This window comes from Pseudomonas sp. NPDC087639, from assembly GCF_044743385.1.
GTDB lineage: Bacteria > Pseudomonadota > Gammaproteobacteria > Pseudomonadales > Pseudomonadaceae > Aquipseudomonas.
This window is the reverse complement of record NZ_JBIUWI010000006.1, coordinates 36,958-60,143: the sequence shown is the minus strand read 5'-3', so window position 1 is coordinate 60,143 and position 23,186 is coordinate 36,958. Positions and strand designations below refer to the sequence as shown.

General features: G+C 56.9%; 27 protein-coding genes and 1 pseudogene. 15 read left to right on the top strand and 13 right to left on the bottom strand.

The features are described 5' to 3' along the window. Positions 1-204: 204 nt before the first annotated feature. The 3 genes and pseudogenes from idi to ACIOVB_RS05010 all read left to right on the top strand — a co-directional run. Positions 205-702: pseudogene (idi, locus tag ACIOVB_RS05020) on the top strand (isopentenyl-diphosphate Delta-isomerase); the annotation flags it as partial. 75 nt (positions 703-777) lie between these two features. Then, positions 778-2,595: a 1-deoxy-D-xylulose-5-phosphate synthase gene (gene dxs / locus ACIOVB_RS05015; RefSeq protein WP_401265534.1), complete on the top strand. Its 1,818-nt coding sequence runs from the start codon at positions 778-780 to the stop codon at positions 2,593-2,595. After that, positions 2,592-3,563, top strand: coding sequence for a hypothetical protein (locus tag ACIOVB_RS05010; protein WP_401265415.1), 972 nt, complete (start codon positions 2,592-2,594; stop codon positions 3,561-3,563). The genes dxs and ACIOVB_RS05010 overlap by 4 nt, the downstream gene beginning before the upstream one ends. Before the next feature lie 76 nt (positions 3,564-3,639). Here the strand turns inward: ACIOVB_RS05010 and ppnN are convergent, their stop codons facing one another. Further along, entirely contained in the window at positions 3,640-5,013 is a 1,374-nt protein-coding gene (gene ppnN, locus ACIOVB_RS05005) for a nucleotide 5'-monophosphate nucleosidase PpnN (RefSeq protein WP_187680707.1), read from the bottom strand. Positions 5,014-5,237: 224 nt separating this feature from the next. Between ppnN and ACIOVB_RS05000 the strand changes: the two genes are divergently transcribed. Next, positions 5,238-5,765 (top strand): DUF3087 family protein, encoded by a 528-nt coding sequence (locus ACIOVB_RS05000; RefSeq protein ID WP_401265412.1) that lies wholly within the window; start codon positions 5,238-5,240, stop codon positions 5,763-5,765. 6 nt (positions 5,766-5,771) lie between these two features. Here the strand turns inward: ACIOVB_RS05000 and ACIOVB_RS04995 are convergent, their stop codons facing one another. Continuing rightward, positions 5,772-6,659 (bottom strand): NAD(P)/FAD-dependent oxidoreductase, encoded by an 888-nt coding sequence (locus tag ACIOVB_RS04995; protein ID WP_401265410.1) that lies wholly within the window; start codon positions 6,657-6,659, stop codon positions 5,772-5,774. A gap of 130 nt (positions 6,660-6,789) precedes the next feature. Between ACIOVB_RS04995 and ACIOVB_RS04990 the strand changes: the two genes are divergently transcribed. Beyond that, positions 6,790-7,236: an Rrf2 family transcriptional regulator gene (locus tag ACIOVB_RS04990; RefSeq protein WP_187680705.1), complete on the top strand. Its 447-nt coding sequence runs from the start codon at positions 6,790-6,792 to the stop codon at positions 7,234-7,236. Here the strand turns inward: ACIOVB_RS04990 and ACIOVB_RS04985 are convergent. Further along, on the bottom strand, positions 7,233-7,616 hold the full coding sequence (locus ACIOVB_RS04985; protein WP_187680704.1) for a DUF2784 domain-containing protein: 384 nt from the start codon (positions 7,614-7,616) through the stop codon (positions 7,233-7,235). The two genes, ACIOVB_RS04990 and ACIOVB_RS04985, sit on opposite strands and share 4 nt — an antisense overlap. 151 nt (positions 7,617-7,767) lie before the next feature. On the opposite strand from ACIOVB_RS04985, the gene ACIOVB_RS04980 reads away from it, so the two are divergent. After that, positions 7,768-7,974 (top strand): hypothetical protein, encoded by a 207-nt coding sequence (locus ACIOVB_RS04980; protein ID WP_187680720.1) that lies wholly within the window; start codon positions 7,768-7,770, stop codon positions 7,972-7,974. A gap of 46 nt (positions 7,975-8,020) precedes the next feature. Here ACIOVB_RS04980 and ACIOVB_RS04975 read toward each other — a convergent pair whose 3' ends face one another. Both ACIOVB_RS04975 and ACIOVB_RS04970 read right to left on the bottom strand, forming a co-directional pair. After that, positions 8,021-8,293 (bottom strand): hypothetical protein, encoded by a 273-nt coding sequence (locus ACIOVB_RS04975; RefSeq protein WP_187680703.1) that lies wholly within the window; start codon positions 8,291-8,293, stop codon positions 8,021-8,023. Between the two features lie 270 nt (positions 8,294-8,563). Next, positions 8,564-9,244, bottom strand: a complete 681-nt coding sequence (locus ACIOVB_RS04970; protein WP_401265406.1) for an SOS response-associated peptidase — start codon at positions 9,242-9,244, stop codon at positions 8,564-8,566. A gap of 137 nt (positions 9,245-9,381) precedes the next feature. Between ACIOVB_RS04970 and ACIOVB_RS04965 the strand changes: the two genes are divergently transcribed. The 3 genes from ACIOVB_RS04965 (at position 9,382) to ACIOVB_RS04955 (ending at position 11,709) form a co-directional block, all read left to right on the top strand. Beyond that, positions 9,382-10,329 (top strand): ABC transporter substrate-binding protein, encoded by a 948-nt coding sequence (locus ACIOVB_RS04965; RefSeq protein WP_401265403.1) that lies wholly within the window; start codon positions 9,382-9,384, stop codon positions 10,327-10,329. A 131-nt stretch (positions 10,330-10,460) separates the two neighbouring features. Further along, positions 10,461-11,360 carry a polysaccharide deacetylase family protein gene (locus ACIOVB_RS04960; protein ID WP_401265400.1) on the top strand — a complete coding sequence of 300 codons (900 nt, stop codon included), beginning with the start codon at positions 10,461-10,463 and terminating at the stop codon, positions 11,358-11,360. Between the two features lie 106 nt (positions 11,361-11,466). Next, positions 11,467-11,709, top strand: a complete 243-nt coding sequence (locus ACIOVB_RS04955; RefSeq protein WP_187680699.1) for a DUF1652 domain-containing protein — start codon at positions 11,467-11,469, stop codon at positions 11,707-11,709. A 3-nt stretch (positions 11,710-11,712) separates the two neighbouring features. Here ACIOVB_RS04955 and ACIOVB_RS04950 read toward each other — a convergent pair whose 3' ends face one another. Further along, positions 11,713-12,075, bottom strand: coding sequence for an NUDIX hydrolase (locus ACIOVB_RS04950; protein WP_401265397.1), 363 nt, complete (start codon positions 12,073-12,075; stop codon positions 11,713-11,715). Between the two features lie 144 nt (positions 12,076-12,219). Continuing rightward, positions 12,220-12,459 (bottom strand): hypothetical protein, encoded by a 240-nt coding sequence (locus tag ACIOVB_RS04945; RefSeq protein WP_187680697.1) that lies wholly within the window; start codon positions 12,457-12,459, stop codon positions 12,220-12,222. A gap of 184 nt (positions 12,460-12,643) precedes the next feature. Here ACIOVB_RS04945 and ACIOVB_RS04940 point away from each other — a divergent pair, with 184 nt between their 5' ends. Then, entirely contained in the window at positions 12,644-12,979 is a 336-nt protein-coding gene (locus ACIOVB_RS04940) for a hypothetical protein (RefSeq protein ID WP_187680696.1), read from the top strand. Between the two features lie 72 nt (positions 12,980-13,051). Here ACIOVB_RS04940 and ACIOVB_RS04935 read toward each other — a convergent pair whose 3' ends face one another. Further along, on the bottom strand, positions 13,052-13,600 hold the full coding sequence (locus ACIOVB_RS04935; RefSeq protein ID WP_401265394.1) for an RrF2 family transcriptional regulator: 549 nt from the start codon (positions 13,598-13,600) through the stop codon (positions 13,052-13,054). A 293-nt stretch (positions 13,601-13,893) separates the two neighbouring features. Between ACIOVB_RS04935 and ACIOVB_RS04930 the strand changes: the two genes are divergently transcribed. Then, on the top strand, positions 13,894-15,099 hold the full coding sequence (locus ACIOVB_RS04930; RefSeq protein WP_401265392.1) for an NAD(P)/FAD-dependent oxidoreductase: 1,206 nt from the start codon (positions 13,894-13,896) through the stop codon (positions 15,097-15,099). A gap of 55 nt (positions 15,100-15,154) precedes the next feature. Here the strand turns inward: ACIOVB_RS04930 and ACIOVB_RS04925 are convergent, their stop codons facing one another. The 3 genes from ACIOVB_RS04925 to ACIOVB_RS04915 all read right to left on the bottom strand — a co-directional run bounded on the left by ACIOVB_RS04925 (position 15,155) and on the right by ACIOVB_RS04915 (position 16,041). Further along, positions 15,155-15,433, bottom strand: a complete 279-nt coding sequence (locus ACIOVB_RS04925; RefSeq protein ID WP_187680693.1) for a Rho-binding antiterminator — start codon at positions 15,431-15,433, stop codon at positions 15,155-15,157. A 4-nt stretch (positions 15,434-15,437) separates the two neighbouring features. Beyond that, positions 15,438-15,695, bottom strand: a complete 258-nt coding sequence (locus tag ACIOVB_RS04920; RefSeq protein ID WP_187680692.1) for a DUF2024 family protein — start codon at positions 15,693-15,695, stop codon at positions 15,438-15,440. Positions 15,696-15,804: 109 nt separating this feature from the next. Then, positions 15,805-16,041: a hypothetical protein gene (locus ACIOVB_RS04915; protein ID WP_401265389.1), complete on the bottom strand. Its 237-nt coding sequence runs from the start codon at positions 16,039-16,041 to the stop codon at positions 15,805-15,807. 116 nt (positions 16,042-16,157) lie between these two features. On the opposite strand from ACIOVB_RS04915, the gene fae reads away from it, so the two are divergent. The 4 genes from fae to ACIOVB_RS04895 all read left to right on the top strand — a co-directional run bounded on the left by fae (position 16,158) and on the right by ACIOVB_RS04895 (position 20,715). Next, the gene (gene fae / locus ACIOVB_RS04910; RefSeq protein ID WP_093437400.1) at positions 16,158-16,670 is read left to right on the top strand and encodes a formaldehyde-activating enzyme; all 513 of its coding nucleotides are present in this window, start codon (positions 16,158-16,160) and stop codon (positions 16,668-16,670) included. 10 nt (positions 16,671-16,680) lie between these two features. Further along, on the top strand, positions 16,681-17,715 hold the full coding sequence (locus tag ACIOVB_RS04905) for an aldo/keto reductase (RefSeq protein ID WP_401265387.1): 1,035 nt from the start codon (positions 16,681-16,683) through the stop codon (positions 17,713-17,715). Next, on the top strand, positions 17,712-19,145 hold the full coding sequence (locus tag ACIOVB_RS04900; protein WP_401265386.1) for an NAD-dependent succinate-semialdehyde dehydrogenase: 1,434 nt from the start codon (positions 17,712-17,714) through the stop codon (positions 19,143-19,145). Before ACIOVB_RS04905 ends, ACIOVB_RS04900 begins: the two co-directional genes overlap by 4 nt. 205 nt (positions 19,146-19,350) lie before the next feature. Continuing rightward, positions 19,351-20,715, top strand: coding sequence for an MFS transporter (locus ACIOVB_RS04895; protein WP_401265385.1), 1,365 nt, complete (start codon positions 19,351-19,353; stop codon positions 20,713-20,715). Positions 20,716-20,822: 107 nt separating this feature from the next. Here ACIOVB_RS04895 and ACIOVB_RS04890 read toward each other — a convergent pair whose 3' ends face one another. Continuing rightward, positions 20,823-21,698, bottom strand: coding sequence for a LysR substrate-binding domain-containing protein (locus tag ACIOVB_RS04890; protein WP_401265382.1), 876 nt, complete (start codon positions 21,696-21,698; stop codon positions 20,823-20,825). A 165-nt stretch (positions 21,699-21,863) separates the two neighbouring features. After that, entirely contained in the window at positions 21,864-23,042 is a 1,179-nt protein-coding gene (locus tag ACIOVB_RS04885) for a hypothetical protein (protein WP_401265379.1), read from the bottom strand. Positions 23,043-23,186: the final 144 nt, after the last annotated feature.

Here is a 23,186-nt window from a genome sequence, read left to right as displayed (position 1 = left end):
TAGCGTTGACCTCTAGCCATTGCGAGACTGTTTAAAGAATTATTTGTTATAGATTTTTCCGGATTGCATTCTATGACAGGTATAGGCGTTGTTGTGACGAACGGCGGTTTGTATCTTTGAGTTTTTTTTATATTCAACTAGCGTTATTTAATATCGATTGCTTGCATTCAGGTTCTCGTTCGTACTATTTCCAGTGTCGAGGGTGTGGCGAGGTTTATCGTGGAACAACTCATTCTTGTCGATCAGCAGGACAATATCGTCGGTCATGCAGGGAAAATGGAGATTCACGAACGCGGCATTTTGCATCGCGCCTTTTCAATATTTATTTTTGATATTGAGGGTCGCCTGCTGTTACAGCGCAGAGCGCTGGGCAAATATCATTCGCAAGGACTTTGGACCAATACCTGCTGTGGCCATCCGCGATGGGGTGAAATCACCATTGACGCGGCCAATCGAAGGCTGCATGAAGAAATGGGGCTGGCGTGTGAAGCCCTGGCCGAAGTTCATGCGTTTATCTATCGAGCCAGCGTCTCCCATCAACTGACAGAGCATGAATACGATCACGTTTTGGTCGGTTTCAGTTCGTTTGACCCTTTGGCCAATCCCGAAGAGGCACTTGATTGGAGGTGGGTGACGCTCGCCGATCTTGAACGGGACGTGGAGGCTCGTCCTTCGGTGTACACCGCTTGGTTTCAGATGATTGTTCAACAGCAAGGTATTGCACGTATTCAGGCATGGAGCGACTTATCGAGAGCTTGCGTATTACCCAGGGCGGGTCTGCTCGCCCTGATTGACTCGCCCGCTGATCTGCGTCGTCTGCATCGATCAGCATTACCTCGATTGGCTGAGGAATTGCGTATGTTCGTCTTGAAAAGCGTGGCTGCAACTGGCGGTCATCTCTCGGCAAATCTAGGGACGATTGAGCTAACCATCGCCTTGCACTACGTTTTTCAAACACCTGCTGACCGTATCGTCTGGGATGTTGGACACCAAGCCTATGCGCACAAGATTTTGACTGGTCGCCGCAAGGCGATGGCCGGGATCAGGCAGCGGGGTGGCATTTCTGGCTTTCCTCGCCGCCAGGAGTCTGAGTTCGATTGCTTTGGCACTGCTCATGCCAGTACTTCCCTGTCAGCCGTACTAGGCATGGCTGTCTCTGCACAATACAAGGGTGAATCAAGGCACTGTATTGCGGTGATTGGCGACGGGGCGCTGAGCGGTGGGATGGCATTCGAGGCGTTGAACAATGCGGGAATGCACACGCACCTGCCCTTGCTAGTCATTCTTAATGACAACCACATGTCCATTTCCAAGCCGGTCGGCGCTTTGTGTGAGCACCTTCAGGTGTTGGCTCGCAGCGAAGGCAAGCAGGCAATTTCCGGTTTTTTTCAGGCATTGGGTTTTGACTATTCAGGACCGATCGATGGGCATGATCTCGATCAACTGGTTTCAGCCTTGCGCGTGTACGCCAAGCGCCCAGGACCCAGAGTGCTGCACGTTGTCACCCGCAAAGGTTACGGGTATGCGCCTGCGGTTCATGACCCGGTGCTCTATCACGCACCGGGAAAGTTTGATCCTGCATGCGGATTCAAGGTCGGGAAAGCTTCGCTTCGGACTTATGCGGACGTCGTTGGGCAATGGTTATGCGAGGTCGCCGAGTACGACTCGCGAGTGATGGTCATATCCCCGGCCATGTGCGAAGGCTCGGGGCTTGTCGAGTTTCAGCGGCGCTTTCCGGGTCGGTGTTTCGATGTCGGGATTGCCGAACAACATGCCCTGACTTTTGCCGCAGGTTTGGCAGTAGAGGGACTCAAACCGGTGGTGGTGATCTACTCGACCTTTCTGCAGCGTGCCTACGACCAATTGATCCACGACATAGCGATCCAGCATTTGCCAGTCGTATTGGCTATCGACAGGGCTGGCGTCGTTGGGGCGGACGGTGCAACGCATACCGGAGCCTTTGATATCGCTTATCTGCGCTGTATTCCCGGCTTGGTGTTGATGGCGCCGGCGGATGAAAACGAGTGTCGACAGATGTTGAATACCGCGCTCATGCACGATGGGCCGGCTGCAGTGCGATATCCAAGGGGGCGGGTTGTTGGTGTTCCCGATGGAGAGCCATTGGCAAGCCTTCCTGTAGGTCGAGGTGAGATTTGTCGTTTGTCCACGCACCTCGATTACCCGAGAGTTGCCATCCTTGCTTTCGGTTCAGTTGTGACTGCTTCTCTGGAGGCTGCAATAACGCTGGATGCGACCTTGGCCAATATGCGGTTCATCAAGCCACTGGATCATTCCTTACTGGATGAACTGGCGCGTGGTCACGATGTGCTGATTACTGTCGAGGAGGGTTGTATCAAAGGTGGCGCCGGCTCGGCGTGTCTTGAGTATTTGAACAGCGCTGGCTTGTTCCGTCCAACCTTGCAACTTGGATTCGAGGACGACTTTATCGAGCACGCCACACCGGAAGAAGTCCTTCAGCAATGTGCGCTTGATGCAAAGGGTATTGCGCTTTCAGTCACGAAGTTTCTAGGACAGCCAAATCTCAACCCCCACGTTTCCCTCCGCCATGAGAAAAATCCACGAGGTGCACTGTGACCTACTGCCTCCCTCCCTGTTTACAGGGGCTTGAGATTACATTAAGCCCTCTGAGTGAAGAGGCCGAGCAACATACTCGTCAGTGGCTCAAAGGCCTTGGGCTTGAGGCTTCCGCGCGTGCGACGCATCAACTTGATATCTATCTTCCAGGCAAATACGGGGGCTACATGTGGCCCGATGCTGAGCGTGAAGATTTGTATATACTTTCTGATCTGACGGGTTGGTTCAGTTGCGTGGATGACTTGGCTGACGAAGACCTGAGCCGATCACCCGAAGCACTGGAAAAGGTACTGCGCAAGGTGCATGACGTTGCGCTTGGTGGGGCTTTTCGGACGTGCGAAGGGTTGGCAGGGGGACTGGCAAACATCATTGCTCGGGCAGGGTTGTCCATGACCGAGCAATGGAGATGTCGGACGCTCGATCAATACACCAGCTACATTCATGCCTGTATGTGTGCTGCCGTTCATCGAGTTGAAGGAACTCAACCGATGCTTGATGATTATGAAAGCATCTGGCGCAACGCTGGCGGTTTTCAGGTTTGTTTCGAGTTCACCTATTTTGCAACCCGGATCGAGCTTCCCTCGGCGGTCTACTACAGCACGCCATGGCAGACGCTTCGCAGGATTACCCTGAACTTAATGAAGGCGGTCAATGATCTTCTGTCATTCCGCATTATGGAAAATCCCGACGAGGATGTTTACAACCTGCTGACCCACCTGCGCCATCATCAAGGCTTGAGCCCTGATCAGGCAGCGACTGAAGTGAGGCAACGGATCGAAGCATGGGCCTTGATGTTTTTCGATCTTCAGGCGCGGCTGCCTGATGAGCTGGATCGATTGGGCTGTGATGTGGTCATTCGCGAGCAGGCCGTACAGTGCGCCGAAGCATTCAGGGTGCAATGGATCGGCAACATTGGTTGGCATCTGGCAGTACCTCGTTATCGCGAGGTACGGTTTCGGCCTGATTGATACTTACCTCGCAGGAATGCCCACTTGTGGAAGCCAACTTTCTGGTTCCCGCAAGAGGGCGTGAAGGTTTGAACGCTTACGCCACCACTCGATAGCACGGCACATACGCCGCGCCGCCCGGCAGTTTCATCCGGTGCTGGGCGACGAAGGCTTTGAGCAGAGCATCCAGCGGTTGCATGATCACCGCATCACCGCGGATCTGATACGGACCGTGTTCTTCGATCAGGCGAATACCCTTGTCCTTGACGTTGCCGGCAACGATCCCGGAGAACGCCCGGCGCAGATTGGCCGCGAGTTCGTGCGGTGGCTGGTCGCGGTTGAGTTTCAGGTTGGCCATGTTTTCGTGGGTCGGATCGAACGGACGCTGGAAGCCTTCGTCGATTTTCAACAGCCAGTTGAAGTGGAACGCATCGTTGCGCTCGCGGCGGAACTGCTTAACGGCTTTCAGACCCTGAGTCATCTGGCGCGCGACTTCAGCCGGGTCGTCGATGATGATTTCGTAGTGCTGCTTGGCCGCTTCGCCGAGGGTGGCGATGACGAAGGCGTCGAGCTGCTCCAGATACGGTGCGGCATGTTTCGGCCCGGTCAGGATCACCGGGAACGGCAGACCGGCGTTATCCGGGTGCATCAGGATGCCCAGCAAGTACAGGAACTCTTCAGCGGTCCCGGCGCCGCCCGGGAAGATGATGATGCCGTGGCCAACGCGGACGAAGGCTTCCAGACGTTTTTCGATGTCCGGCAGGATCACCAGCTCGTTGACGATCGGGTTCGGCGCTTCGGCGGCGATGATGCCTGGCTCGGTCAGGCCCAGGTAGCGACCGCCATGTATCCGCTGTTTGGCGTGGGCGATGGTCGCGCCCTTCATCGGGCCTTTCATCACGCCGGGGCCGCAGCCGGTGCAGATGTCGAGGCTGCGCAGGCCCAATTCGTGGCCGACTTTCTTGGTGTATTTGTATTCTTCGGTGTTGATCGAGTGGCCGCCCCAGCACACGACGATCTTCGGCTCGACGCCCGGGCGCAACGTGCGAGCGTTGCGCAGGAGATGAAAGACGTAGTCGCTGATGCCTTGCGAGGTGCTCAGGTCGATGCGTTGGCTATCGAGTTCGTTTTCGGTGTAGACGATGTCGCGCAGGGCGCTGAACAGCATTTCCCGGGTGCTGGCGATCATTTCGCCATCGACGAAAGCATCGGCCGGAGCGTTCAACAGTTCCAGGCGCACACCGCGATCCTGTTGGTGAATGCGGATTTCGAAGTCCTTGTAGGCTTCGAGGATGGTCTTGGCGTTATCGACATGGGCGCCAGTGTTGAGGATGGCCAGGGCGCACTGGCGAAAGAGGGTGTAGGTGCTGCCGGATCCGGCTTCGCTCAGTTGCTGAACTTCACGTTGAGAAAGGGTTTCCAGGCTGCCTTTAGGGCTGACCGAGGCGTTGATTACGTGTCGTTGGGTCATGCAATGATCCTTAAAACGATGTCATCCCCAAACCAGGCGAATGGCATCCGAATAGTGTGTATCCATGAATGAAGATGGCACGATCTGCGCTGTACCGCCATGTCCCCGTTGATTGGTGAAAAGATGAAAAGGAGCCCCAGCATAGCTAAATCCTTGGTAGAGGCGATAATGCGCGGGCCAGTTTTTTCCGTTGCCCTTTTTGTCATTCAAGGAAGTCAGTCGTGATGTTCGAGATTCAGCCGATGGACGCCGTCACTTTTCGTCAGCAGACGCGGCGCAGCACAATGATCATTGCCGTGCTGTTCCTGGTGCTGGCGATGTTGTTTTCGACGGTGGCGGTGGCACTGTTTGGCGAGCCCGGCGGCGATAACCTGCGCTTCAATGTCGGCGGAGTGTTTGCGGCGTTCCTGCTGACGGCGGCTTTGTTGCGCGGGCGCTTCTGGAATCAGACCTGGATGGCCCCGGCTGTTTATAGCTGGCGGCTCAAGCGCGATCTTATGAGCGTCACCAATGTGATGCATCAGGTGACGGCGGCAGTGCAGAAGAATGATCCGACGGCGATGAAGGTATTGCGTTTCTATCACTTGGGACTGACGCAGATGCATGAGCTGGACGGTAACTCCAGCGATCATGCGCAACTGCACCGTGAAGTCGAAGCGCACAAGGAGCGGATGCAGGCGCTTGGTTTTGATATCGATCAGCCACGCCTTGATCCGGCGTGGCTGGAAGTTCTCAAGCAGACGTCTCGTTAGTCTGTATCAGACAAAAACCAGTGAGCGGTGAGTGCCGGCTCCCGCACGTGCGCCATCACCTACCGAGACGGCAACCGAACCGGCGGCGAGCGCCGCGTCACCGCATGCAAACACGCCCGGTATGCTGGTCTGTTGCATGGCGTCGGTTTGAATGAACGGGCCCATCGGGCCGTCTTCAAAAACACAGCCCAGTTGCTCGGCCAACGGGCTGGCCATTCGAGTGCGCGGCATGGCGAACAGACCGGCAACGCTGATCACCCGGCCATCGCTGAGCACTACATCTGCTCGCTTACCGCTGATATGGCTGACCGTTTGAGATTCCAGCGTCACGCCGCGTCGATCGAGTTCTGCCAGTTGTTCGGCGTCCGGCTCGAACACGCCGTTGGTGAAGAAAGTGGTCTGGCCCCAATCCGGCAAGAGCAAGGCGTGGTGGATCGACAGCGGTGACGTCGCCAGCACGCCAATTGCGCCTTGATTCAGTTCATAGCCGTGGCAGTACGGACAATGAAACACGCTTTTACCCCAGCGCTCTTGAAGACCCTTGATGGCGGGTAATTCATCGATGACACCGCTGGCGATGATCAGTCGTCTGGCGCTGGCTAGCTGGCCGGTGGTGGTGTGCACCTGGAAGCCTTGGTCTGTCTGACGTGCTTCCAGCGCGGTATCTGCCAGCCATTGCACCGTCGGATAAGCCAGCAGTTGCGCCCTGGCGTCTTGGGCGATATCGCCTGGCGCGCGTCCGTCCTGTCCGAGAAATCCGTGGGAAGTTTCGGCAAATCGGTTGCGACGCAGGCCCGAATCCAGCACCAGCACTTTGCGTCGGGCGCGGGCCAATTGCAGGCCTGCAGACAGTCCGGCATAGCTGCCGCCGACGATGATGACGTCGTACACCATGATCAAATCTCCGTGTGATTTTCACGGTACACCGTAAGTTACGTGAAATATGCCTGTCAATAGTCTCGTAACTTCAGACATTGCAAGCGATACTCGGCGCGTCTTGGCAAGGGCTTGAAAAGGATCATCGATGAGAAATGACACTCGGCTGTCGCGCATGCTTCACGTATTGATTCACATGGATCGCCACGAAAAACGTGCGACCTCGGAAACCATCGCCGGCATGCTGGGCACCAATCCGGTGGTGGTGCGGCGCACCATGGGCTTGCTCAAGGAGCAGGGGTTCGTGACGTCGGAGAAGGGGCATCAGGGTGGTTGGGCGCTGGCCAAACCTTTGGGGCAGATCTCGCTGCTGGACATTCATCAGGCGCTGGGCACGCAGTCGATTTTTGCCATCGGCTTGTCGACGGATCATCCGGAGTGTCTGGTCGAGCAAGCGGTGAATGCCGCGCTGACGCGCACCTTCGACGAAGCGCAGGCGCTGTTGCTGTCGAGATTGGGCGGCATCACCCTGGCGGATTTGGCGGCAGATTTCGATGCGCGCTTCACATCAGTCCGCGAGGGTGAGACAAGTTAAGAGTGTGCAGCGGCTCGGCGAAGTTTCCACGAGCGAATCAACCGCCCGTAGACCAGCAGGTTAACCGCCAGTACCACACTGCCCAGCGCCAGTTGAATCTGCGGGGTGAGCCCGGCGGGGTAGATGATCGGCCAGATGTAATGCTCGATGAAACCGCCGGCGTATTCGGTTTGCCCGGCGGCGTGGCGCATGAGGTTTTCCCAGTAGGTCAGTGGGCAGGTCAGGTGCAACATCTCGACCGCAAAGCCCCACGCGGCGGCGGGTATATGCAGCCACATCAGCCGCGGCCACTTGAGCACCAGCAGCCCGCCGAACAGCACGAACAGAATGAATAGCAAATGAAACAGCACCAGCCCATCGGCTGCGATTCGGTACAGCATGTCGTTTCCCTGACGCGATTGTGAATGGCGCTATGTTACGCGCAGGGCTGGGGCAATTGCGCAAGATTGTTCATGCTTTCCAACGGCATTTGCTGGCAGAGTCTTTGGCTGGTTTCTTCGCTTTGCTGCATTGGTGGTTTTAAGTGGGTCGATGAAACTGTTCTACGCTCTAAGGATGATGATTTCTTCCAAAAGCGAGGTGGGCATGGCAATCGAGCAGACACGTCCGGATGATGATGACGATGAGCCAACGGAAGCTGAGATAGAGGAGCAAAAAAGACGACAAGAACAGACCTGGAAACATGATGACAGCAGAGAGTTGTCGGATCGGGATCAGGAGCGTCCGCTGAAACCCTGAATGCCCCATACAAAAAGCCCCGTATCAAACGGGGCTTTTTTGCATTTTAAAGGTCTTCCAACTGTGTGAAGTCCGGATGTGTTGCCCGATATCCCAAGGTTCTGTCGATCCACGCGTTGAGTTCGTTGACCATCACCGGCGCATGACCGGGATACCCCTCGAGGGTGGTGCGCAAGATACGTTCGATGTCAGGGACTGAACTCAGGTTTCGGGTCTTGATGTAATGGCCGATAAAACAGTCGAGTTGAAAGCGTTCTGTCGTGGACAGATATACACACTCCAGGCCCTTGGCCTGTTTGATTGCAAAATCGTCGCGCAACTTAGTTCTCTGCAAGGCTTAAAAAGAGTTGTAGGGAATTTCCTTGTTTGTTGACTCTTTGGTCAACTGGTATACCAAATGGAAATGCGGCGCGCATGCTATCCGTAGCGCATCTAAATGTATGTATGACGGTTGAAGTGTCAGACAGGCGGTTAATTCACTCAAACGACTGTTTAGCGGGTTGCTGTTTCTTTGTTGAAACAGTCGTTGTAACGAAACGGAATCACTCTCGGTTGGTGCCTTTTGATAACGCGCCACGGCAAGAAATCTTTAGGCCACTTCATCAATCAAGCCTGCGCCTTGATTGCGTGAATTGCCCACGGCTCTGTCGACCTTGTGCCATTCGAACACCTCGGTTTTTTCACCTTCGAACAACAGCATTTGTTCGGCCCGCTCCAGCGGTGTGGCCGTGTCGAGCCATTCGCGTGCCAGTTCTGCGCAAAACACCACCGGGCGGCGGTCGTGGATGTCGAGCATGCCGCCCTCGCTGTCGGCGGTGATGATCACGAAGCCATCGTCATCCAGTGCTTGCGTATCGGGTGTCGGAAATTGACCGATGCCGGCGCAGAAAACCGGCCCGTGATCGGCCCTACGAATCAGCCAGGGTTGTCGGGTGTGATCCTCTGCATCCACCCACTCAAACCAGTTGTCGACAGGCACGATCAGGCGATGACGCCAGATCGACCGGAAGAACGGCCCGTGGGCAACTTTTTCAACGCGCGCATTGATGGGCGGTGCTCGGTCCTTGGCCCAATGCGGGCGCCAGCCCCAGCGCAGATTTTGCGCATGAACCTGGTGATTGTGTTGCTGAAGGATGGCCAGCGAAGTGGTTGGCGCAGCGTTGTAGTGTGCCAGTGGTGCGTCGTCGACATGGTTGATCAACGCATCGGGAATGCTCAACACCGCGACGAAGTCGTGAATGCCACGGTATTGCGAGAGTCTTCCGCACATGGGCTGAATCTCCTGTAGGAAATATCAGCTTAGTTGGCTCTCGGTATTTGCAGTGATGAGCTTATGCATTAATCGAATTTAAAATTCGGTAGTTAAGAGCGTTATGGTCTATGCATCCTCCATTTGCAGGACTCGCCATGAAGCTTTCCCGTTTCCTCCGCAACGCGCTGACCGTTGCATTGCTCGCATCGCCTTTGTCCTACGCTGCCGAGCCTGTGGTCCTGCATGTCGGCGACCAGAATTACTACAACATCCGCGCCTCGGTGGAAGCATCGGGCGTGTTGAAGGACGCGCCGTACACGGTGGACTGGAAGCATTTCCAGGCAGCCGCACCGTTGGCTGAGGCCTTGCAGACAGGTTCTCTCGATCTGGGATTCCTCGGCGATTCAGGTTTTCTGTTTCTCGCTGCGAAACAGGCGCCCGTGAAACTGATCGGCGTGTCACGGCAGAACCCGGACACCATCGCGTTGCTGGTGCCAAAGGATTCGCCGGTAAAAACCATCGCTGACCTGAAGGGCAAGAAAGTCGCTTACTGGCCCGGCGCATGGAGCCAGCAACTGACCTTGCGCGCACTGGAGCAGAGTGGTCTGCCAGAGAGCTACGTTGACTTCGTCAAGCTGATGCCGATTGATGCGGCTGCTGCTTTGCCCCAGGGCAGCATCGATGCCTTTCCGGTGTGGGAACCGTACATTTCCCAGCAGATTCTGTTCTCCGGCGCTCGTCCGATTCTGACCGCGAAGAATCTCATGCCGGGGCTTAGTGCGATTGCAGCATCAACACCGTCTGTCGATAGTAAACGTGAGGCGATAGCCGATTTTCTCGGGCGTTTAAAGCAGGCGCGCGCGTGGGTCGATAGCCATACCGACGAGTACGCTGACTTGTGGGCGAAGAAGGCCAATCTTGATCAGGAGGTTTCGCGGCACTGGCTGCGCCAGGCGCACATGACGGTCGGGCCGGTCGATCAACAAGCCGCGACCGACCTGCAAAGCACTGCGGATTTCCTGTTTAAAGTTAAAGCGTTGCCGGCACCGCTGGCCACGTCGGGGATTATCGACACCTCGTTTGAGCAGGCGCTGACTCGCTGAACGAGCGCCGGAACCAAACCCTGTGTACCTTATCCAACCTCAGCTCGCAGAACCGAGCGCAGGGATGGATAAGGGCGAGGGAGCTTTGCCGATCGACAACATGACCGCAGTGGTCGGGCTCAAGGCAAAACATGACATCCGGATTCAAGCTTCTTTGTGCGGCGGCCATCGTTTTCGGACTGGCAGGCTGTATCGCCGCGCCCATCGAAATGACTGCGAAAACCGAAACACGGCTGAAGGATCAAGCCCCGGTTCGTTTTCTGCTGACGTTCGATGACGGCCCCAGCGCTTCAAGTTTCTGGAACCCATCGGCCACGGTGCTCGACAGCCTCAAGGACAATTCGCTGCAACCGGACATCAAAGCCGTGTTTTTCGTCCAGACTCGTGCGCCTCGGGCCGGTCATAGCGAGATCGGCCGTAGCATCATGCAACGTGAGCACAATGAGGGGCATATTCTCGCGTTTCATACCGCCACTCACTGGCACACCAACCATCGCTCGCTCGACCCACAGCAACTCGAAGAGTCGCTGAGCAACGGCACAGCGGACATCGCGGCCATTACCGGAGCGCCGCCCAAGTTGTTGCGCCCGCCATTCTGGAACTACGACAAACGTACTTTCGCCGCCTATCAGCAACACGGGCTGCACGTTTTGTTGACCGACTTGAGTGCCAATGACGGCAAGATCTGGGGTTTCAATGCCAGCCCGCGTCGACGGGCGAACATGCTTCGGCAGTTATCGGAAGTCCGCGAGCGCATTGCCCAAGGCGAAATTCCAACCGTGGACGGGGTGATTCCGGTGGTAGTGACCTTCCATGACCTCAACCGCTATACCGCGCGGCATACGCGTGAATACCTGCAAATCCTGCTTGATAGCGCTGCGGCTACCGGCGTGAGGCTGGCGGACAAGCCGTTCTATGATGACCGCGCTGCATTGGAGAAGGCTGCACTGGCGCGTACTGTTCAGCAAAGCTCTGAGTCGGTGCAGTTGCCGGGGCTCTGGAACTGGATCTGGGGCCATGACACCCACTGAGAGACTGATGGAATATGTGATCAAGTTGGCGTTTTTCGGGCGAGCGGGGCGGTAATCGCTCATCTATGCTCATCGGATCGATCCCGCGCCTGTGAGGCGTCCGCTCATGCTCGCCATTGCCGACATTTGCCGCATTGTCGAATCCGGCTTCCCTGCGCTGAAGTGCGACTGCACGCAAGTAGGGCAGGGGTTATTGCGGATCAAGGTTTATGAGCCGGACAGCGGGCGCGTCGAGTTACTGCTCAATGGCGTTTCCCCGGAACATCTCGTCACGATCCGTGACATTTCCAATTTCATCGGTGAATTACGCACGGAAATAAGCGCGGGCCGCAGGGCTTTCGCCGGCTGAACCTCATAAACGTCGTTGAAAAGCCTGGACGATGCGCAAGGTCGCGTCGCTGGTATGCAGATTGTGCACGGCATTCAGCGGGTGCCAGATGCAGTCGATGATCTCGTTCTGCGGGCGTGCCTGATCAATATTCAGCACTGAGGCTTCATAGACGTGATGCCGGGTGCTGCCGCTTTGTAGTTCCATCAGGTAAAGCACGTCGTCGGCCTTCAGCCCTGTTTCTTCCCGCAATTCGCGCACGGCTGCATTCGCTCGGGTTTCACCGGGCTCGACTTTGCCTCCGGGCAAAGTCCAGCGGCATCGAGGTTTGCGCACCAGGAGAATGTGACGGTCCTGTTCGCAAATGACGGTTGCTCGTACTTTCATCTGTTACCTGTTAACTGCCTGTCACGAATTGGTAATAAAACTGCAATATTCGAGCCGAGCCATTCTTTAAAGGTTCCTGCAGGAGGCAATAATGAAAAAGCCCCGGTTTACGCCGGGGCTCGTGTTGGGTGGGGCGAGTCAGTATCAGTGGACTTTGATTCGGCTGATGGCGCGCGCCTTCACTTCTCTGGCGTACAACTGCAGTCGCTCTTCATCGCTTTGCAAAACCTCGCAGGATCTCAGGACTGTCTGGGCGTCCGCTTCGTTACCGGACTTGCGCAACTGTTCGGCGATGCGTTTAAGGTCGACTGCCGACCAGCGCAGATCCGATGCGACACTCTGCAGGTCGCGCTGAAGTTCGTGTTCGTATTCGTTGAGCCGCATGATCACCTCCTGAACATTCTCGGTAGAAAAGAGTAGCCGCATTTTTCAGCTGTCGCGCGTAGCTGGCCTGTCATTGGCCTGATCGATGTAAAAAATTGTCCTATGTTCATTGAGGGCGCGGTGCCACGATGGATGTGTACTACGGTTAGGCGTTACATTCGCTTTTTTTGATTAAGGGAACACCATGCGAATATGGATCGGGAGTCTGGCGTTGGCCATGTTGGCGGGATGCTCGCTGCCGACATCGTTGGTGCCGGGTGAGCCCAACGTGAGCAAAACCAGTGACAAGACGCCAAGGGACTATGCCGCTTGTGTATTACCGTTATGGCAACAGGATGTCGCCAAGACCTCGCAGACTTCGATTTCCAACGGCTATCGTATTACTGCGCCAAGCATTATCACGGCTGACGAGATTCTCGATATCGTGAAGTACAAGGACGGTAGCCGCGTGTCGTTGTACCAGGGGCCGCCATGGGCAAAATCCGGGTCGTTGCGCAAATCGGTGCGCGATTGCCTGTAACGCCATTTATGAGCGTAAAAAAAGCAGAAACCGCATCAACGGTTTCTGCTTTTTTTTGGCTTTCAGGGGCGGTCAGTCTGAAATGTCGGTCAGTGGGATAGTACCGAAATTGCCCTTTTTCTCGCGGCGATCCTGAATCCAGTCCTCCACTTGCTGGCCGAACTCCGCTGGCGCTTTGCGTCCGACTTTTCTCGCAATGTCGAGAATGGTTTGCTGCGAAAGCGCTTCTTCCATGCGGTTTTGCGCGGTCATCATGGCCGCGTGGATCGAGCAGGTGCCTTCAATCGCCCACTCCGGGGGACTGCCTTCAAACAGCGCGCAACGCCCGCGAATGTCCCGGCATTCGAAAATATTCTTGCGACCATCAATGGCTTTGACGATATCGAGCAGGGTGATTTCGTCGGCCGGCCGCGCCAGGCTGAACCCGCCGCGCACACCTTCAGACGCCACTACCAGTTTGCCTTTGGCCAGTTTGGTGAAGATCTTCGCCAGATATTCCACTGGCACGCCTTGCAATTCTGCCAGGTCACGCACGCTGGCTTCGCGGCTGTCGCCTCCGCTACCCACCAGAAAAGTCAGGCAATGAATGCCGTATTCGACGCCTGCGCTGTAAAGAGACATATATAAGTCCGACTTGATTTGTCGTAAATGCTAACAGTCTGATGCCGACTCGGCAATCTGTCAGTTCAAATGCAGTTGCATACTTCTGTGTCATTTCTCCAATAAATATTAGGTTTTTCGCAGGTCATCAAGCGCGATCAATATCTAATATTTCGTTTAAATCTATCAGTAAATCTGACTTGTTGGATTTATGTCCGACCAATAGAGTCGGCGCTATTGGGTTGGTAGTGTGTGGCTTTCGACAACATCGATCACCTCTCTGTCAGCGGTTTGGCTTTTTCTGGAGAAACACAATGAAGCAGCAGATTCTGGTTATCGGCGCGGGTTTTGGCGGTATGTGGTCGGCGTTGAGTGCGACGCGTCTGGTGGATCTTCACGGTCGTGATGACGTCGAAGTCAGCGTTCTCGCGCCGCAGGCCGAGTTGCGTGTACGTCCGCGATTCTACGAACCGAATGCTCATCAATTGGCTGCACCGCTGAGTGAACTGTTCGAAGTGGTCGGCGTTCACTTCATCAAAGGCGCGGCCGAGACCATCGATGTCGCGCAAAAAACGGTCGGCTACACCGATGCCTCTGGCGTGAAGCAAGTGTTTCACTACGACAAACTGGTGTTGGCGGCCGGCAGTGGCCTGGCACAATCCGACACACCTGGTGTCAGCCAGCACGCCTTTGATGTGGACCGGATCGAAGCGGCCATTCACCTGGAAACTCACCTGAAAGCCCTGAAAAATCTGCCGGAAAACCAGGCGCGCAATACCGTTGTGGTCGCGGGTGGCGGTTTCACCGGTATTGAAACGGCGACGGAAATGCCGGCGCGTCTGCGCGAGATTCTCGGTGAACAGGCTGATATCAAGGTTATCGTCGTCGATCGTGGACAGAAGATCGGTGCCTCGATGGGCGAAGAAATCAGTAAATCCATCGTCGAAGCCAGCGAGGAGCTGGGGGTTGAATGGCGCTTGGGCGTTTCGGTGCAATCAATCGACGCTAACGGTGTGACCCTGTCGGACGGTCAGCACATCGACGCGAAAACCGTCATCTGGACCACCGGTGTGTGCGCCAGCTCTCTGACTGAACAAATCCCCGCCGAACGCGATAAGCAAGGGCGCCTGCACGTCGACGCGCACCTGAAAGTCATCGGTCAGGACGACATCTTCGCCACCGGCGATGTGGCCTACGCCGCTACCGACGATATCGGCAACTACGCGCTGATGACCTGCCAGCATGCGATCTCGCTCGGTCGTCACGCCGGCAATAACGTTGCGGCGCAGATTCTCGGTGTTGACCCGACGCCGTACAGCCAGCCGAAATACGTAACGTGTCTGGACCTTGGTGCCTGGGGCGCGGTGTACACCGAAGGCTGGGATCGACAGGTGAAACTGGTTAAACAGGAAGGCAAAGCTTTGAAAACCCAGATCAACACTCAGTGGATCTATCCGCCGGCGGCTGATCGCGTGAGTGCTCTGGCGGCTGCCGATCCGATGATTCCTGTGGTTGCGTAAAGCCTCTTCGTTCCAAAAAAATCCCGCGCCGGTTCAATCCGGGCGGGATTTTTTCTCATATGCCGCAAGATGCTTCGCTGAGCACGATCCGACCGAACTCGGCATTGGCATCCTGTGGCGTGATTGCGAAGAGTTGGTCGAGACGGATGTCCTGTTGCGCACCTGCCTGTTCGATAACCATGAACTCCTCTTTGTCGCTGGAGGTGCGAGTGGTGATGGCCCGGGCAACCAGCCGCTGACCATCGATCAACTCGATATCCAATTGATAGCCGCGCATGCAGGCGATTTCCAGATAGTCGTGCAAATCGCAGTTCAGTGGCTGATAGCGGGTCATGGCGTTACTCCTCGAAGCCTTGCAGAGTGATGATGAAGTAGCCTTTTTCGTTGATCGCCGCAGCGACCTGCGGATTGGCCGGTTCGCTGTGGCAGAACTGGCACTGGCTCTGGGAAATGTCCTCGTCTTGCAAGCCGTTGTCGATCAGAAACTGCCGTGCGTAGGACTTCGCCGCGTCTGCCTGGCGATCGGTGAGCACATCGAAGTGCAGGTAGCGGCCATCTTTGGTCCGCACGTGGGTATCGAACACTTTGACGAACATTATTTACCCTCCTTCATTTTCCAGGTGCCCGGCAGCGAGAGGTCGCCAGAGGCAATGTCATAGACGCTGCTGACGCACAGCAACGGGTTGTGCAGGTCGGCGTTGACCTTCAGTGTGTATGAACCAGATCGAAAGCCGCATCGGCTTTGCCTGGCTCGCTGTGAATGCCTTCAGGCCCGTGAGCCATGGCTTGCGTCGCTAGCAGCCTTTCTCCAGTCGTCTTCAAGGGGCCATGACTAAAAGTCATTGCCCCATGATTTTTAATGGTTACAGCCGGCTCATGGCCCGGTGTTAAAAAATCGCAAACACAGCTCATCAATAACAACCAGAGAGCGTTTGCAGCCATGTCGCATTTTCCCCGCCGCACCTCCCCATGCCCGTTATTGATCACGCTCGCCATCCGGCCCGCGTGAGCTGCCGATCACCCGAACAATCCCTCTGCACCACAAAGAGTAATGACTGATGAAAGAACTCGACCTGTACATCGGTGAAGGTTTCGAAGGCCCGGGCGTGAACGCCGCGCACATCAATATTCTGATCGGCCCGCGCAATGGTCCGGCGGGGCAGGCTTTCGCCAACAGCCTCGCGTCGCCGAGCCAGGGCCATTGCCCGTTCATGGTGATTGCGCAGCCAAACATTCCAGTCAAGCCGATGACCCTGTATGTGAACAAAGCCGCGATCAGTAGCGACCTGCACGGCAACGCAACGTGGGGCGCTTCGCAAGCCGGGATCGCTAAAGCAGTGCTTGAAGCATTGCTCGACGGCACGCTGCCACCGGAAGCCGAAGATGAGTGGGCGATCGTCACGGCCAATTGGGTCAATCCGGCCTGCGACGATCTCGACGCTGTGTATCTGAACAACTACAACGCCTGCCGCACTGCGATTCGCGCAGCCCTGACCGGCAAGCCGGAAACCGCGCAACTCAAAGATGTTGTCGCGCACATCAGCAACCCTTTCTACACGCCGAAAGCCTGAGGTCAGAGCCATGCAATACATTCGTTTGGGCAACTCCGGCCTGCAAGTTTCCCGCTTGTGCCTGGGCACCATGAACATGGGCACGCCGGACTGGAAACCGTGGATCTTCAATGAAAAGCAGAGCGAGCCGATCGTCGCGCACGCACTGGATAACGGCGTGAATTTCATCGACCTCGCAGACTTCTATTCTGCCGGTGTCGGTGAAGAGGTGGTGGGGCGCATCGTCAAGCGTCTGGCTCGTCGAGAAGACCTGGTGATCACCACTAAGGTCGGTTACGGCACGCGCACCGGCATCAATGCCAGCGGCCATTCACGCAAGCACATCATGGACAGCATCGATGCGTCGCTGAAGCGTCTGGACATGGATTACGTCGACGTGTTCATGCTGCATTACTTCGACGTGAACACCCCGGTCGAAGAAACCATGAGCGCCTTGAACGATATCGTGCGCTCGGGCAAGGCTCGCTATATCGGCGTATCCACCATGCTCACCGGGCAACTGGCGAAGATCCTCATGGCTTGCGAGCGCAATGGTTGGATCAAGCCGATCAACATGCAGCTGCAATTGAATTGCGCCTACCGCGAAGAAGAGCGCGAGATGATTCCGTTCTGCCGCGACCAGGGTATTGGCGTCTCGGTGTTCAGTCCGCTGGCTCGCGGCTTGCTGACCGGTGACGTGCAGTCGACCCGCAACCAGACCGACTTCTTTACCCAGCAGATGTACAGCGACGAAGCCTCGTTCGAGATCGCCCATTCGGTGCAGCGCGTAGCCCGGGCTCGCGGCGTGTCGAATGCGCAAATCGCCCAGGCCTGGGTGGCCAATCACCCCGGTGTCGACTGCATGCTGGTCGGCGCTGATACCACCGCGCAGTTCGACAGTGCGCTGGCCGCACTGGAAACCAGGCTCGACGCTGACGAGCTGCATGAACTGGAACGCAATTACACGCCGTGCGACGTGATCAACGATTACACCGCTGGCAAACGCATCTTGCGCATGGCCCGTCCGGGGCTGGAGCGGTTCACCCTGCAAGGAGCGGTGGCATGAGCGATTTGATCCGGTACGGCAACTTCATCGATGGCCAATGGGGCAGGGGTGGCTCGACTTATCCGGTGCGCAATCCGGCCAATGGCGAGTTGATTGCCGAGGTGCAAAAGGCCGGTGCCGAGGAAACCGTTCTGGCCATCGAGGCTGCCAACCGTGCTTTGCCGGCGTGGCGAAAACTGACGGCGAAGGAGCGCAGCCAACGGCTCAAGCGTTGGAGTGACTTGATGCTCGCCAACCAGAAAGATCTGGCGACACTGCTCAGTCGTGAACAGGGCAAGCCGTTGGCCGAGGCCATGGGCGAAGTAGTGTATGCCGCAAGCTTCCTCGAATGGTTCGGCGAAGAGGCCAAGCGGGCCTACGGTGATGTGATCCCGAGCCATAAGGCGGATGCACGGATCATTGTGGTCAAGGAAGCCATCGGCGTGGTTGCGGCGATTACCCCGTGGAACTTCCCGTTGGCAATGGTCACCCGCAAGGTGGGGCCGGCGTTGGCGGCGGGTTGCACGATGATTCTCAAACCTTCGGAAGAGACGCCATTGTCGGCGTTCGCCCTGGCGGTACTGGCTGAACAGGCCGGCATTCCGGCGGGTGTGCTCAATATAGTGTCCGGCGATGCCGTCGCTATTGGTGGCGCGCTGCAAGCCTCCAGCGTGGTGCGCAAACTGTCGTTCACCGGTTCTACGCGCACTGGCAAATTGCTGATGCGCCAGGCCGCCGACACTTTGAAAAAGGTCTCGCTGGAGCTGGGCGGCAACGCGCCGTTCATTGTCTTCGACGATGCCGATCTGGACGCTGCCGTCAAAGGTGCGATGGCCTCCAAATTTCGCAACACCGGGCAGACCTGTGTGTGCGTCAACCGCTTCTTTATTCAAGACAGTGTGTACGAGGCCTTCACCGGCAAACTGGCTGAAGCCGTTGCAGCGATGCGAGTCGGCAGTGCGTTGGAAGGTGATACCGAGCAAGGCCCATTGATCAACGCTGCCGCACTGGCCAAGGTTGAAAGCCATGTCAGCGATGCACTGGAGAAGGGCGCCACGCTGTTGTGCGGCGGGCGTCGTCATGCCTTGGGCGGCACGTTCTACGAGCCAACCATCCTCACCGAGGTCAATGGCGACATGCTGATCGCGCAGGACGAAACCTTCGGGCCGGTCGCCGCGTGTTTCCGCTTCAAGGATGAAGCCGAAGTATTGCGGCGCGCCAATGACACGCCATTCGGGCTGTCGGCGTATTTCTACAGTCGCGATATCGGCCGGGTGTGGCGCATGGCCGAAGGACTTGAGGCCGGGATGGTCGGGATCAACGAAGGGATCATTTCTACGGAAGTAGCGCCGTTCGGCGGGATCAAGGAATCGGGCCTCGGGCGCGAAGGTTCGAAGTACGGTCTGGATGACTATCTGGAGATCAAATACTTGTTGATGGGCGGTCTCTGACTTCTCCTGATGAAACCTTGTGAGGCGTTATGTGGCGAGGGGATTTATCCCCCGATGAGTTGCGCAGTACTCCCCTGCTTTTTGATTCAAAAGAAGGGCTGCTTCGCACCCCATCGGGGATGAATCCCCTCGCCACAGGGATCGCGTCCACCGTTAAAACAAGAGCAATCGATTTCTCCGTCAATAACAACAATTGGAGATGAACATGTCCGCTCAACCAATAAAAATCGACGACCTGCCCATCGGTCGCTTCCACATCAAAATCGCCGGCCTGACCTTCGGCGCGCACTTCACCGACGGCTATATCCTTGGCCTGATCGGCATTGCGTTCACCTTGCTCAGCCCGCAAATGCAACTGGATGCGTTCTGGCAGGGATTGATTGGCGCTTCGGCGTTGATCGGGCTGTTTTTCGGCAGTCTGTTTTTCGGCTGGATCTCGGACAAGGTCGGCCGGCAGAAAATCTTCCTGGTCAGTTTCGTGCTCATCACTGTTGCCTCGGTGATGCAGTTCTACGTTGAAACGGCGATGAGCCTGTTTCTCTGCCGCGTGCTGATCGGCATTGGGCTGGGCGGTGATTTCAGCGTCGGTCACGCGATGCTGGCCGAGTTCTCGCCGAAGAAGCATCGTGGCGTGTTGCTCGGGTCGTTCAGCGTGATCTGGACGTTTGGTTACGTTGCCGCCACCTTCGTCGGCACCGCGATGCTCAGCCTTGGCGACGATGCCTGGCGCTGGATGCTGGCCTCGTCAGCGATCCCCGCTGCGTTGATTCTGATTGCGCGGATCGGCACGCCGGAGTCGCCACGCTGGTTGGTCAATCAAGGGCGGGTGGCCGAGGCGCGGGCGATCGTCAAAAAACATCTGGGCGATAACGTAGAGCTGGATGAAACCCGCTCCACGGAAACCCGTTCCGGCTATGCGGTGTTGTTCAGCCGCGAGTACCGCAAACGCACCGCGTTCAACTGCCTGTTTTTCGTGTGCATCGTGATGCCGTATTTTGCGATCTACACGTTTCTGCCGTCGATCCTGCAGCAGATGGGCCTGGCGGAAGGCTTTGGCACCGAACTGATGCTGAACATGCTGCTAATCCTCGGTGCGCTGATCGGCATCTGGTGCACGATCAAGTTCACCCGCCGCGGATTTCTGATCAACTCGTTCATCATCCTTGCGGTGGCGTTGCTCCTGCTGGCGGTGTTGCCGGGCAGTGCGGCGTGGCTGATGGTGCTGGTGTTCGGCGTGTTCACACTGGTGTTGTCGGCGGTGAGCAATCTGGTCGGGGTGTTCCCGGCAGAGAGTTTCCCGACCGAAGTGCGCGCCAGCGGTATTGGCCTGGCAACAGCAGTGAGTCGCTTGGGCTCGGCAGTGAGTACGTTCCTGTTGCCGGTCAGTGTGGCGGGGATTGGCCTGAGTCCGACCATGGGCATTCTGGCAGCGATTCTGGCGATCGGTGCGTTGCTGTCGTGGGCATGGGCGCCGGAGACCAAGTCGTTGACGTTGAGTCAGGCGTGCAAGGCGCAGAGTCCGGTGGAGGGGAGTGTCACCACAGTGACCAAAGTGGCGACACAAATCTGACTGTAGGAGTGAGCCTGCTCGCGATGAGGGACTGACATCCAAAATGGATGCTGGCTGAAAGACCGCTATCGCGAGCAGGCTCACTCCTACAATGGGAGCGCGGTGTTTCAAGGATTACTGACCAGACTCAACCAGTCAGTAAACAGCTTCACTTTCGACAAGCCTTGCTTGTCATTCGCCACATCCAGCCAGTAACCGTAGGGGCCGATCACTTCAATCGGGGTGATCGGTAACAGGCTGCCGTTAGCCAGTTCCTTCTCGATCATCTGCCGATCGATCACCGCTAGGCCACCTCCGGCCAGCGCGGTGTGGATCACCTGATCCAGTGTGCTGAATTCCAGTCCCTGCCCGGCATCGATGTCCTCCCGGCCCATGGCCGCCAGCCAGTTCTCCCAAACCTTCAGGCGCTTGCCGTCGTGGAGGATGTGCAACAGTGGAAACTCCCTCAGATCCGGCGCTTGATCGCCATTGAATAACTCAGGGCTGGCGACTGCGATGTGCCGTTCCATCACCAACAATTGACTGGCGCAATGCGTAGAGGCGCAAAGGCCGAAACGGATGTGGCAGTCGATTTCTGCGGCGCTGTCGTGGCTGGCCTGATTGGTCACGCTCAGGCTGATGTCTGGATAGCGCTGACAGAACGCACGCAAGTGCGGCGATAGCCAGCGTGTCGCCCAGGTTGGCGGTGCGAGCACGCGCAGGCGTTGACGCAGGTTGGGCACGCGCACCGCTTGCAGCGCACGTTCCATGTGGTCGAACGCTTCGGCCAGATGCGGTTTGAGGTTGCTGCCGGCTTCGGTCAGTGACAGGCCTTGCGGGGTGCGGACGAACAGCGCCACGCCCAGGTAGTCTTCGAGTTGTTTGATCTGGCGACTGACTGCGCCCTGAGTGACGTTCAGTCCTTGTGCGGCTTGACTGAAACTGCGATGGCGCGCGACTTCTTCGAACACGCGCAGGGTGTTGAGCGAGGGCAGTTGACGCATGGAGGCAGAACCCCGGATCGAGCGTTTAGCTCGGTTTTATTTTTGTAAGTTTGGTTTGTAGGGCCTATCTGACTATTGGTGAGGGGCGGATGCAAGTGGTGTTTGGCAGGACGCCTTCGCGAGCTTGCTCGCGAAGGCTGACTTTGATACGCAGTCAATTCCGGATCAGAAGTAATACCCAATGTTCACATACATCTGGTTCTCCCACTGATCCAGTCCGCCGGCGCCCAGGCTCTGGGTGTAACTGCTGCCGCCGATGTAGGGATCGTTCTTGCCGATCAGCCATTCGGCGGCCACCCACAACTTGCTCACCGAAAACGAGCTGCCGAGGATCATTCGTTCTGATGTCTTGAAGCCGCTGGCAGACTTGTCGAAAGCGCTGTAGTTGGCGTAGAGCTTGATCCCGCTGACTTGATCGAAAAGGTACTTGCCGGCGACGTCATAACTCACATCCGCGACGTACAAATTGCCGCGACTGGCAACGTTATAGGTGCCGTCATAGCCGCCGAGCGTCACCACTTCATCGCTGCCGGGGTTGCGCGGCGACATCTGCTGTCGCGCCGCCTGAAGTTGCACGCCCCACGGGCCGTTCTTGCCCAGATAGTGGACGGCGACGGCGTTGCGTCGCCCATCGTTGTCGGTGTCTCTGTTCTGAAGGCTTGAAGTCAGGCCCGAGACGCCGACTTCGGATTTCCAGGGGCCAAGATCCATGGCCTTGGCCACCCGCAGCACCACGGTGTTGCGCTCCTGGTTGTCGCTGCCGTCAGCGACATAGCTGTCAGCCTCGGACACCACGCTGGAATAGGTCACGCCATTGCTGGTGCCTTTGCCTTGCCAGGCAGGACGCAGGTAGTAACCTGCCTGGAAATTCCAGTCGCCACTTTGCTGGATGTATTTGGCGCCGACCTGCTGCACATCTTCCAGGCCGATGACGTTGCCCAGGGTTTCGTAAAAGGTGCTGCCGAAGTAGGGCTGCAAACCGAACGGCACCGTGTTCAACCCCACCTGCACTTGCTGATCGGGATTGAATTTGTACCCGGCCCACGCGAACTTGGCGAAGCGGATGTCGCCGTAGTTTTTGCTGTACTGGTAAGGGTAGGAGCGACCGTAGAAGCGGTATTGCGCCTCGCCGATCCAGGTGTCGGAGTTGTACTTGGCGCTGAGGAACACCGTGTCGAGGCCGAACTTTTGAATGTCGCGATCAGGATCGACATCCCAGCGCGCGCGAATGGCGCCGCCCAGGTCAAGATTATCGGTGACCTGCACCGCCATTGCCGGAGCGGCAAAGCTGCAAAACAGAGCGATGGAGGTCGTGCGCAGGCGAAACAAAGAGGGGAAGGGCATGGAGCGGCTCTCGATTGTTTTTATTAGAGATGCCGCGCAGTTTTGCCATCCGACAGATCTGGAACAAACGATAAAAACGACGGAAGAACCTGCGTCGAATGCATGTTACTCGGAAATTCCTGTAGGACAGTCCGTCAAACTCGT